The sequence below is a fragment of the Sebaldella sp. S0638 genome, assembly GCF_024158605.1.
In the GTDB taxonomy this organism is placed as follows: Bacteria; Fusobacteriota; Fusobacteriia; order Fusobacteriales; family Leptotrichiaceae; genus Sebaldella.
Genome location: NZ_JAMZGM010000005.1, coordinates 50,438 through 63,303, shown reverse-complemented (window position 1 = coordinate 63,303; position 12,866 = coordinate 50,438). Strand labels below are relative to the sequence as shown.

Below are 12,866 nucleotides of genomic sequence, written 5' to 3'. Positions count from 1 at the left end.
AAAATAATCTTTGTTATAATATCATTATTCTAAAAATAACCTCTAATCGGCATATTTATTAAACTTTCAAAAATTTAAACTGCCTGTTTTTATATTTTCCCGTCAAAAAATTCCCGCCGAAAAAATAACACTCGTACAATTATTAAAAAAAGGGGTGTTTTTTTCCCCTCTACTTAGATAACTATATTATTTTGACTCAATATAATCAATTACATCTTTTACAGTTTTAATTTTTTGTGCATCTTCATCAGGAATTTCCACGTCAAATGCTTCTTCAAAAGCCATAATCAATTCTACTGTATCTAATGAGTCAGCTCCTAAATCATCTATAAAAGATGCATCCTCTGTTACTTGGCTTTCATCTACACCTAATTGTTCTGCAACTATTGTTTTTATTTTATCTAACATACAATCCACCTCCATGTTAGCATTATAGCAAAGTCATTTTAATAAATCAAGCGATATTTATCCAAATAATATATAAAAAATATATGGTATTACAGGATAAAACTGCTTTTACCTATATTTTTATAATTATCACAGATAATACAGAATTACTTCCGAATATCAACATATAAAGCGACTTTCATAATGCGTTAAATTTCATACTGAAAGATTATATCATTTTTGCATATTTATTTCAACCAATATTCGCTTCCATCTTTTTTTCTATCCAGAAAACCGTATTCTATAAGGTATCTTCTCAGTGTTACATAATCATCAAAGAATTTTTTTATTACACTGTTTATTTCTTTTTCAGAATATTTTTTTCCTGATTCTATACTTTTGGAAAGCTCCCTTATTACGACTACTCTTTGCTTTTCCCTTCCGGGAAATCTTTTCAGCTTCACAGCTTTCCCGTCCTGAAATTCAAAGAATTTTTCCAGCATTTTCTGATTTTCATCTACTGTTATATTGTATCTGTCATCTACGAATCTTGCTGTTTTATGTGGTTCTATAAATTTAGCAGCATTTTGGTCTCTTTCTCTCAAAAGTTCCATTACTGATAAAAATACCTTCGCCTGTCTTTCTTTTTCCTTTAGTGTAAATCTATGGTTTCTGATAGTAGACATACTCCCGGTTTCTGTTTCTTTTTGCACTTCTTTATCATTTTTTCCCTGATAAAATAATTTCAAAAGTTTTTTTTGCTGTTCTGATATTCCTGTTAATTTTTTATTCAGATTTATAAGATAATCAAAGACAGATACATGAACTTTGGATATATGAAACTTCATCTCTTTTTCCGCGTCACGAAGTGTATTATCCTCTTTATATATTATGCCTTTTTCGGTTTTCATTCCGCATAACAGGCATTCAAAGCATTCTTCATTTTCTACATACCCTTTTTTTATGTCTTTTATATCTGAATTCCAGAAAATCTCTTCTTTCATTTCTTCACCTTCTTCCTAAATTATAGATATAATATCATTTTATCTAGAACAAAATTTCATAAAATAGTTTTCATATGTGTATTCCCCGATATTTTTCACAAATATTTTTCATGAAATTTCTAGATAAAATAAAATATTATCTATATTTTTTTCTAAATATTCAAAATGTTTTCAAAAAAAAATCAGATTTAAAATCTGACAGTTTTAAAACGAAAAATAAAAAATTTTAAAAATCACAAAAAAACTGCATAAAACAATATTATGTCAAATGCAGTTTTTATTTATTATAAATTTTCTAAATCTTCCAGTTTTGAAATATTAACTACTTCTATATTCCCGTTTATTTTTTTGATCATACCTTTCAGAACACTTCCCGGGCCGATCTCATAAATTTTTTCTACTCCGTTTTCAGCGAGTTTGTTTATTGTATCAACCCATTTTACCGGACCAAAAGTTTGGTTAAATAATTCATTTTGTATATTTTCTGTGTTTTCAAGCTCAGTTGCCGTTGTATTAGCAATAAGAGGACATTTAGGAGTATTCCAAGTGAATTTTGAAAACTCATCTTTTATTTTCTCAGCAACAGGTTTCATAAGCGAACTGTGAAACGGTCCTGATACAGCAAGAAGTATAGCTCTTTTGGCACCTTTCTGTTTAAAGGTATCCAGATTACCCTCCACTGTATTCTTATCTCCGGCTACCACTGTCTGTTTAGGATCGTTAAAATTCACCGCTTCTATAACTCCGTCTATCTCACCGCAGATTTTCTCTACTTCTGAGGCTTCCAGTCCGAGAATCGCAGCCATAGTTCCTTCTATTCCGGAACCAGCCATTATTTCTCCTCTTTTAGAGATTAATTTCATTATATCTGTTTCACTAAGAACTTCACTTCCGTATAATGCTGTATATTCACCCAGACTGTGACCAGCCACATAATCAGGAATTATCCCTTTTTCCTTAACCAGCTTTGTCAGAATTACAGATAACAGCGCTATTGCCGGCTGTGCATTTCTGGTATTTTTCAGTTCTTCCTCAGGTCCGTTAAACATAACTTCCTTCAGCTCTTTATTATCTATTGAATCAAAAATATTGTCTATATCTTTTTTTATCCCTGCATTTTCATAAAGATCCAGTCCCATTCCTACCTGCTGTGAACCCTGACCCGGATATACAAATGCTATTTTTCCCATGTTTCCTCCTTGGTATCGTCTTCTTCCTCTATATCTTCGGCATCTTTGCTTATATTACTGCTTTTTATGCTGATATTCACATTTTCATTTGCTTTTTCATTTTTATTTCTTCTGTCCATTATTCCTGAAACTGTAATAGCAGTTCCTACTATAAGCAGCCCCGCAGTAATTCCTATATTAGTAAATCCTTCAAAAAATTCTTTTATATAAAGATACACGCCTACACCTGTTATTATCCATCCTGATGTTTTCTTTTTGGCTATTCCTACGAATACCCCCACCAAAATAAGAATTATCTGATAATTAAGTATATATTTTATCGTATCTCCGTTTATCATTCCGAATACCTGTAATCCATACAGTATCCCTAATAATATTAAACCTATTCCAAAAAAAATTTTCTTTCCCATACGTTCCTCCTAAAAATTCATTCTGAATATTTACTTTTTTATTATATATTATTATAAAACATCAGTCAGATTTTTATGATAAATTCGCTACCATAATATGAATTAATTAATTTCCCAAATCTGCAAAATACTATTTAGACCACTCTAAAACACATGAACCATAAGTCAGTCCGCTTCCAAATCCTACAAGAAGAAGCTTATCCCCTTTTTTGATTTTCCCTTCGTTTCTGGCTTCATCAATAGCAATTGGTATTGTTGCTGCTGAGGTATTTCCGTATTTATCCAGATTAACATAGAATTTTTCCATAGGCTGCTTAAATCTCTTTGCTATAGATTCTATTATTCTGATATTAGCCTGATGAGGTATAAATAAATCTATATCTTCTATTTCCAGTCCTGCTTTCTTCAATGAAGCTTCCGAAGTTTCTGGAAATGCTCTTACTGCGAATTTGAAAATCTCTCTTCCGTTCATTTTTACAAACTGTTCTCTGTTAGTAAGAACATCTTCTCTAAACGGCTTTCTTGAGCCGCTTGAAGGCACTACCAGTTCCAAAGCCCCTGCTCCGTCAGCCTGAAGATCTCCTCCGAGATATCCTCCTGTTTCCACTTCACCTAATACGGCTGCTCCTGCTCCGTCTCCAAATAAAATACATGTTCCTCTGTCTTCCCAGTCAAGGATTCTTGAAAAAACATCTGCTCCGATGACAAGGACTTTTTTATAAATTCCTGCTTTGATAAAGCTGTATCCTGTAGTCAATGCATATACGAATCCTGTACATGCTGCTTCCATATCAAAAGCCGCAGTTTTTTTTATTCCTAACTTATCCTGAACTATTGCTGCTGTAGAAGGCATTGAGTAATCAGGTGTTGTTGTGGCTACTATCACAAGTTCAATTTCATCTTTATCAATTCCTGCATCTTCTATTGCTTTTAATGCTGCCTTATATGACAGATCCGAAGTTGCTTCATCATCTGCAGCTATTCTTCTCTCTTTTATACCAGTTCTTGTAGTAATCCATTCATCTGTTGTGTCTACGATAGATTCCATTTCTTTATTTGTCAGAATTCTTTCGGGCAGATATGACCCTATTCCCAATATACCTATTTTCAATATTATCACCTACTAAATTATTTTTATGCACAACATCAGCACCCTCTGTCCGTTCATGGCTAAACAGCAAAAAATCAGACAGTTCAGTGTGTTTTAATATATGTGTATTTATTTTTTCAAATTAAAAACTGATAAAAAACACTGGTTTTTTATTATACATCTGTATATTTAAAAAAGCAAGATTAATATCTTGCCTCATGTATTTTTCAATATTTTACTCAGTATCATCTTGGATTTCAATTACTTGTTTACCCTTGTATACACCAGTCTCAAGATTAACTCTGTGAGGTCTTCTAACTGTTCCGTCTGCCTCTATTATAATATTAGGTGTAGAAATTCCGTCATGTGATCTTCTCATATTTCTTTTAGCTTTAGAAGTTCTCTTCTTAGGTACTGCCATTCTTAATCTTCTCCTTCCTATAAAACATATATATAATCAACATCTTTTAAATATTTTTATATAATTCACAAGATATTATAATAAAAAAACATAGCTTTGTCAAGGAATATAAAAATATTTTAGATATGTTAGTTTTTATCTTTGTGTTAATGCTGCTGCCTGATGTCGATCTAGTATGCATTTTATTAAAATTTATCATTTACTATCTATTATACTATATATTTTTATTTATTTCCACGTTTATTTTTATATTTTTTTATTTTTTGTACGGAAATCACTGTCTTCGAGCATCAAAAACCCTGTTTTATCCTGCTTTACCAGTAATTACGGCTATATAAAAAACTTCAGTATTTACATTACATTTATTAATAAAAATACTTTTTCTCAAAAAGGAACTGCTGTATAAATAATACAACAGTCCCTGTTATTTTAATATGCTTCCTAAAATACTGCTTTTAGGTTAATTCCTGCTCTGTAGTCATCTTTTCCTACATCACCTGTTTTATATTCCCCAGTCAGGAATACTCCGTATCTGTCTTCTACTTCCACTCCTAATGTGGCTTTTGTTCTGAAAGCTCCTTTTTCATCTTCCGGCTTTGCCAGTTTATGATAAGAATCTTCCGCTGCTGTAAGTCGTGCATATTCTCTTTCATTAAAGTCAGCAAGTTCGTACTCATATGATAAATCAAGAGACCCTTTCAGCTTCCAGCTTTCTTTGCTTCCTAAAGGATATTCCCCTTTTAGTTCCACTCCTGCTTTCGGCTTTACGCTCCATGCGTCATTACCGTCTACTTCCAGTGCTTCAAGACCTTTTTCACTAAATGTCGGTCTTACACCGTACATTACCTTAACTCCTCCATAAGGCATTATACTTGCTCTTTTTCCAAGCTCCAGTTCTTTTCCGAGTATATTGTCACTTGTCAGACTGTAGCTTTCATATCTTGCTGTCATTTCAGATTTTCCTGAATGTGTCCAGTCTATGTTTCTTTCCATATTATGGAAACTTACTCTTCCAGTAAGATCATTTTTCAATATCCAGTTATCTGTATTATATTTATTATGTAATCCTAACTGAATTGTATCTACTTTTTCCTCACTGTCATTACTGTCTGTGAATTCAAATCCTGTATGAAGATATCCCAGTGAGTATCCGAATGTATGTTTATATGTTCTCTCTACTTCTCTCAAAAGTTGTACTCCTGTAGAAGTATAATCATATCCGAGAACCCCTTCTGTATCTTCTTTTAATTTACCTGTTCCGGCAATTACATTTACCTTTACATTTTCTTTAGTATTATTTTTTGAATTTTGCAGTATTCCCAGTGAATCTTCAAATATATCCGCTATTGTCTGTTCTCTTTGATTCATATTTGAATATATATCTCCTGCGAGACTTGACATAGTCTTTCTAAAATCCATTTCTGTTTCTATAAGATCTATTTTATCAAATATACGACCCATATTTCCTGTTGAACCTACATATTTTGTATCAAGTGCAAGTCCGAAATCCTGATACCATAATCCGCTTGTAAAGTTATCATACGGTATTTTCTGCATCCATATATCTACATTTCCTCTTTCATTTAATACAGGGGTTGCAGACCATGTTAGTGACTTACTTCTTACTTTTACAAGTCCTGAATCCGGTCCTCCTCCTGTTGTCATAGGATTAAATACATCTTTGAATTTATAAACTTCCGCATGTGTTCCTTCTGCGAATCCTCCCAGTATTCCAATAGGCTCTGTTGTATTAAATGATGGTGCATTGAACTGTACTGCATCTGATACAAATGATGCTCCGAGATCTTCAGTTACTGTTGCTTCAGTTATTGTATCAGGATTTACTTTTATAGAAATATCTATTCCTTTTAACTCAAAATTCTCTGATACATTTATTACTCCTGCATTTATAATACTCGGTACCGGATAACTTGTTTCCCCGTATGAGACCATAACCGAACCGCTTACTCCGGCTCCAATATTTATTGTTCCCTGATTCAGGATTTGTGATCCGCCTTTCATGATTATTCCTTCGCTGTCATTTCCGTTTATGTAGATAGTACCTGTATTATTTAATGTTGATAATATATTCATATAAATTGCTGTTGAATCATTACCGCCCATTATTATAGTTCCGCTGTTATTGATCTCTGCTTTTTTATTTGCATAAATTCCTATTGAATTATCTCCTGAAAGTTCTATATCTCCTGTATTTTGAAGCACTCCGTTTTCTACGAATATACCAATGGCACCTTCTGAACTTGAAGTTATTTTACCTGAGTTTACAGTCGGAAGTCCTGATTCTTTATTATCCTTACTGTAAATTCCCACTCCGTAATATCCGAGTTCTATATCTCCTGTATTTGTTATTCCTGTTTTGTCCCCGTATATTGCTATGGCATAACTGTTCTTTGCTGAATCTTCAAAATCCCTGATTACAGAATCTCCTACACGTATTTTACCTGTATTGTTAATTATTCCGTTTTCATTATAAATACCTACATTTGCTGTTCCGGCTGTCCCTGTTAGATCTCCGCCATTCTGTATATTTCCTCCGTTTACTGTGTAAAATGCTACTCCGTTTGATCCGCCCAGTGTAACAGAATTGTTATTTACTATATTTCCTGCACCGTCTCCAAAGACAACAATACTTCCGTCACCCGATGTTACATCAGCATTATTTGTGAGTACTGAACCTGATCTAAGCACATAGCCGAAACTGTTATTTCCAAGTGTCATTATTCCGCTGTTTGATACATTTGTTCCGTTTAATGCATAAACACCTATTGACTGATTATTCGCTACATTTAATGATGAGCCGGCATTTAAGTTTACCGTTCCTCCTGCTGCGTATATTCCTGTTCCGTTATCACCTATATTAACAATATTATTCTGATTTAAAGTTCCTCCGTTTATATATATACCTACAGATGAATTTCCAGCTGATACTGTTCCGTTATTTATTACTGTATCGGCTAAGTTTCCGCTGTAAATACCTACTCCCGGATTATTATTATCAGATGAGTTTCCTATTATCACTGATCCGTTATTAGTAACAGATGTTCCTCCGTCAGCTTTTGAATAAATCCCCATTGATTTATCCCCGCTCAATTCTATTCTTCCGTCATTTGCTATTGTCAGAGGAGCTGAACCGTCAGCATAAATTCCTACAGTCTCTCTTCCACTTCCTGTAATTACACCATTTGACAGGTTTTCAAGATTTGTGCTGTTTTGCCCGTAAATCCCTACAGACAGATTTCCTAATGCTATATTCCCGTTATTTGACGCACTTGAACCAATTCCATTTGTATGAAGTCCCATAGAGCTGTCACCCAGTGATATTGAACCAATATTTTTCAGTCTTGTTCCGTTGCTTCCGTACAGACCGGCCGAGTTATTTCCAAGTACCATTGTACCTCTGTTTTCAGCATCTATTCCTGATGTAAATCCTCCTGGAAGTGTGGAATTATACTGCCCCTCAAGCACAGCACCTATTACATTATCACCTGTTGACACCAGTGTTGAACCTGTATCAAGAAGCACAGCCGAATCTTTTCCGTTTATAAGGCTTCCGTTACTTGCCAGATCAGCAGTACCATTATAATGGAATGTTCCGTTCTTTACATTTCCTATTGTATATGTAGAACCTGCTGTTGATGATATATTAAAGTTCTGGTTAAATGTTCCGTTTGATAATATGTTAAACACAGCTATATTATTTCCTGAAATATTTATATTCCCCGAACCGTTAAAGTTTGTATTTCCGTCAAGATAGAAACCTAGTATGTTATTTCCAGTCATATTTAAAGTTAATCCTGAAAGATTTACCGTACTGTCTTTAGCATATATTCCAATACTGTCGGAACCTACGCTGAGTACACCCGTTCCGTTAAGAATTCCGTTATTTATATACACTCCTATTCCGCCTGATGAATTTTGAAGATTTATATCTGATCCGCTGTTAAGCGTTACTGTATTATCTCCCTGTGTTCCTGTTCTGTTTGAAGCATATATGCCGTAAACTCTTCCCGGCCCTGCAGCTGTTACTTTACCGGCATTTGTTATATTGATTTTGTCATCTCCATAACCTAAACCTACTGAAGTCGTTATACCGTCAAGATAGTTAGCCCCGTATATTCCTGCTGTGTTATTACCGGCAATTGTTATCTCACCGTTATTTTCAGTTACCGACCCGTTAGCTGAATATATTCCTACTGAATCATTTCCTGTAGTTTTTATTATATTATTATTTACTATATGACCATAATCAGCGGCCATTCCTACGGCTTTTTCCCCGCTAAAAATTATTGATCCGTCATTTTTTAGTGTTATTTCATTTCTTCCAGAACTTCCTGCGTAGTTTCTCTGTGCAATTCCTATTTGTTTTTCCAGATTTCCAGTCATTGTTTTTCCGCTGTTCAGTGTCACTGACAATAAGGCAAACTGAGCTTTTTCATAAAGATCATTTCCGTCCATATTAATGTCTCTGTCCAGTATTAATGCACCTTTATTCATAGATATCGGTATATAGTCAGCTGCACTGTCTGTATTTATACTTACGTTATTTGCCAGATCCATTACAGGTGTAACCATTCCGTCAAGAGTTGTAAGTGACAGTGTACTTCCTGTTCCTTCAAGCATATACAGTATAGACCCTGATTTCATTGTTAATCCCAGTCTTCCTCCTGATATCCCTGTAAATGAAGTATTCAGGTAGTTTTCAAGGTTTGTTCCGTATTTCAGATAGAAAGCTATTCCGCCTTCTTCCACTGTAGCTTTTACATTTCCTGTTACACTGTATTTTCCAGAAGCAATACCGCCGTCATAGTTATAGAATAATAATCCTTTATTCCCGGCTACTAAGTTTACTCCTTCACTAAGATTTATTGTTGAATTAGCACCTGCATAGAGTCCTATTCCGCCGTTTTCAGCTTTTATAGTTCCGCCGCTCAGGTTGGTATCAGTGTTATTTATCTCACTGTATACTCCTACAGCTTCTGTTCCGCTTGCTGTTATGCTTCCGCCTGTCATATTAAATGTACTTTCATTATATACACCCAGATTCCCGGCCGAAACTGCCAGCGTTCCAGTATCGCTTACTTCTCCTGTACCTCTTAGCTTTACTGCAATTCCTGTATTGTTTGTTCCATTTACATTTATAGTTCCGTTTTTATGGTAAAAATATCCGTATTCTTCCAGCTGGACTCCTACCTGTTTATTTCCGTCAATATTCATTGTCATGCCGTCAGTTACTACTCTTGACCCTATGAATCCTAATACATCAATAGTTTCTGTATATCCCGGATTCCAGATCGGATCCGGTTCATATGTTATTGTTGATGAATTAGATCCGCGTATGTATATTCCTGCATTTCCTTCACTGCCAGCTAAAAGGTTTATTTCATGGTTTGTAGTAGAGTCTGATGAATTTCCTAAAATAACATCCCCGTACTCTTCTACCCTTAAACCTACTCCTCCTCTTGAGTAATTACCAATATTCAGAAGATAGTCTGACAGAGTAAACTGGACATTATCCACCATTGTTCCGCCTATATTTACATTATTTGCTGGATTAATCTGATCGACTATATATTTATTATAATTTATTACATTACTAGTCATATTTACATATATCCCTGCGGAACTGTCTGTATATGCAGAATTTCCTCCGGCACTATTACCGCTGTTTTCAAGTCCGCCCACCCCTGTAGAGCTTGCCGCAGCCTGTCTTGGATCTTCTGTTCCCACATCTACCTTTATTTTAGAATTGGCAAAATTAAGTTCTCTTTCTATATCTACACCTATACTCTGATCTCCGAGTACAGTTATAGGATTATATAATCTGATTTCTGTTCTCTGCAAACCACTGTTTATTGATTTTGATGTATTCCAAGTTCCATTTGAATAGTAATATCCCGATTCATATTTACCTAACTGGGGGGCATTGTGTGTATACACCCCTATATTATTATTTCCATAAAGTTTCATATCGCCGTTATTCATTAATATATGTTTTCCCGGATTTTCATCTATATAATGATTTCCATTGCTGTCTTGTGATTCGCTGTAATTATATGAATATGCATTATTTGTCATTAAAAATAGTACACTTTCAGGCGCTCTCATTTCTATCAGTCCTGTATTATCAAAACCTTCTTGTTTTCTCTGGCTCGCACCTTCCGTGAACATAAAGGCAACCTGTTTTCCTACAAGATTATTAACAGTACTTGCTTCATTCAGTCCTATTATTTCTCCTCTGTTCATAAATATACTATTGGCATCCTGATATCCGCTGTGAGCCTGAATATTTACAGCTACGACATTTGAACCTTTCAGATTCCATGAACTGTTGTTTTCTACATACTGAAACCATCTGTTATCTGTAGTATGTCCTAGTGTAGTGTCCAGAAACTTGCTTCCTAATTCTGCTTTTTCAGCAGCTGTGATCCAGTTTCTTTCTTCAAGCTCGTCAAGAGTATAGTTTTTCCATTCTCCTGTTACAGGATCCTGCATACCGCTGTAGTGTTCATCATAGTGAAGTATCTGAACCAGATAATCAGCATCTACTACATCGCCCTCTAATGTTACTTTCAGATCATTAACGTTCCCGCCGGCAGTTCCATATCTTGTTATAGGGTTATCTATTACTTTAAATAATCCCTGTACCTGATTTGTATAACCCTGCGGATTATTATTAATAGAGTCTGTGTATATTCCCGATGGAAGTACTGCATCCTCATAAGTCCATGTTCCTAATATAGGATCATAAGTCCCTCTTTGATTATACTCAAGACCAGCCGACGGAGCCCCTATTACATTATCTAAGGTATAGTCATAAAATCCCGGATTTGTAGTTGACCAACCGACTTGTGAAGAAATATTTGTTCTTACATTTATAGTTCCGCTTGTAATATCCATTTGTGATATTATCGAATTTGATCCGCTGTCATCTCCATAAGGGAAGAAACCTGTTGTTCCTCCGTTTCCTCCTCCTGTACCATTTAGAGTAAGTACAGGTATAGAATTAAAATTCAATGTTGTTATATGCGGTATAGTCGGATTAAATGAAAGTATCTCTATTTCAGGCACATTTAATACATCTGGTGCATCAAATGACTGCTGATTCAAATTTATTGAAGGAACATTCATTCCAGAAATATTTATATCGGATATATTCTTTGTTGGTCCGTTAATCTTCATATTTATTCCCAGATCTATTACTTTATTATCCTGCAAATTCTGGAACGGTTTAAAGTTTCCTTTTACTCCGCTTCCTCCAAAAATACCGGATACTATCGCTTTTTGTTCCTCAGTAAGGTTATTATAAGCATCTGTATTTCCGTTTAATATCATTTCCAGTGTTTCATTACTTACACCACTGCTCATAATAGAATTATACAGACCTTTCTCAATTGTATTTATTCCCATGCTTGTTTTGGGCATAGAGTAATACTCCGCATTCTCCAGCGTGTTATCTCCTCTTTTTACATTACTGTATAAACCGCTGAAAAATACCTGCCATTCTAAATACTCCGGTTTTACTACATAATCGCTCTGCATGTACAGATCTTTTAGTTCTTTATTCCTTTGATTGAGTATTCGAGTCAATAAATTATACGAATCTTCATTAGATTTTTCCTCATTTATATTCTTAATCATCTTATCATACAATTTGTCATATTTTGATTCTGCATTTGCAAAAGGTGCAATTGCGTTCAATGCTAAAAATAATAATAGTTTATCTTTATTTTTCATCATAAATATCATGTTTCCTTTCCTTAATATATCCAATCTTCTCCTTCAAAAAATTATAGAAATGTCACTTTCGAAATGCCTTAGAAAATGCTTAGCACCGTATTGTACTACTTTTAAAAAAATTTGTCAATATTTTTGTTTACAAATATACTAAAACCCAATATTTATAATGAAAATTTTGATTTTCGTCTTACAAAAAATGATTTTTTTCACATTTTTTGTATTACATATTTAATATAAATTTCTTATGCTCCTTTTAAATACTATAAATTTGTACCTTTTCCAAAAATAATATTATTTTTTTATTTTTTGAATGTGAAAATATTAATATGTAAAAAAATTATTATTCTATTGTTTTTAAAATTAATTCTAAAAAAGTAAAATTATCACAATAAAATTTTATCCCAAAAGTATTTCATTCTATCTTTTTACAGATTCTGTATTTAAAATACCGGCTGCTTTAAAAACAGCCGGTATCTATTCCCGGAAACAGAAGAAATTAATACTTTACTTCTGTAAAACATTATTTATAATTTTATTTTTGGTTTTGAATTCTTTCTTGATTTTTATATCTAAAGTCAGAAATATTTTTTGATGCTGAATTTTCTG

General features: G+C 33.8%; 7 protein-coding genes. All 7 read right to left on the bottom strand.

The features are described 5' to 3' along the window. Positions 1 to 186: 186 nt before the first annotated feature. The 7 genes from NK213_RS02880 to NK213_RS02850 all read right to left on the bottom strand — a co-directional run bounded on the left by NK213_RS02880 (position 187) and on the right by NK213_RS02850 (position 12,293). Positions 187 to 408 (bottom strand): acyl carrier protein, encoded by a 222-nt coding sequence (locus tag NK213_RS02880; protein WP_253346468.1) that lies wholly within the window; start codon positions 406 to 408, stop codon positions 187 to 189. A 227-nt stretch (positions 409 to 635) separates the two neighbouring features. Then, complete coding sequence (locus tag NK213_RS02875) at positions 636 to 1,391, bottom strand: DUF2087 domain-containing protein (RefSeq protein WP_253346461.1); 756 nt, start codon at positions 1,389 to 1,391, stop codon at positions 636 to 638. Positions 1,392 to 1,675: 284 nt separating this feature from the next. Further along, the gene (gene fabD, locus NK213_RS02870; RefSeq protein ID WP_253346460.1) at positions 1,676 to 2,581 is read right to left on the bottom strand and encodes an ACP S-malonyltransferase; all 906 of its coding nucleotides are present in this window, start codon (positions 2,579 to 2,581) and stop codon (positions 1,676 to 1,678) included. Then, complete coding sequence (locus NK213_RS02865) at positions 2,569 to 2,991, bottom strand: hypothetical protein (protein WP_253346458.1); 423 nt, start codon at positions 2,989 to 2,991, stop codon at positions 2,569 to 2,571. The genes fabD and NK213_RS02865 overlap by 13 nt, the downstream gene beginning before the upstream one ends. 130 nt (positions 2,992 to 3,121) lie before the next feature. Further along, positions 3,122 to 4,102, bottom strand: a complete 981-nt coding sequence (locus NK213_RS02860; protein ID WP_253346456.1) for a beta-ketoacyl-ACP synthase III — start codon at positions 4,100 to 4,102, stop codon at positions 3,122 to 3,124. Positions 4,103 to 4,316: 214 nt separating this feature from the next. After that, positions 4,317 to 4,502 (bottom strand): 50S ribosomal protein L32, encoded by a 186-nt coding sequence (gene rpmF / locus NK213_RS02855; RefSeq protein ID WP_253346454.1) that lies wholly within the window; start codon positions 4,500 to 4,502, stop codon positions 4,317 to 4,319. 441 nt (positions 4,503 to 4,943) lie between these two features. Continuing rightward, positions 4,944 to 12,293: an autotransporter domain-containing protein gene (locus tag NK213_RS02850; RefSeq protein WP_253346450.1), complete on the bottom strand. Its 7,350-nt coding sequence runs from the start codon at positions 12,291 to 12,293 to the stop codon at positions 4,944 to 4,946. Positions 12,294 to 12,866: the final 573 nt, after the last annotated feature.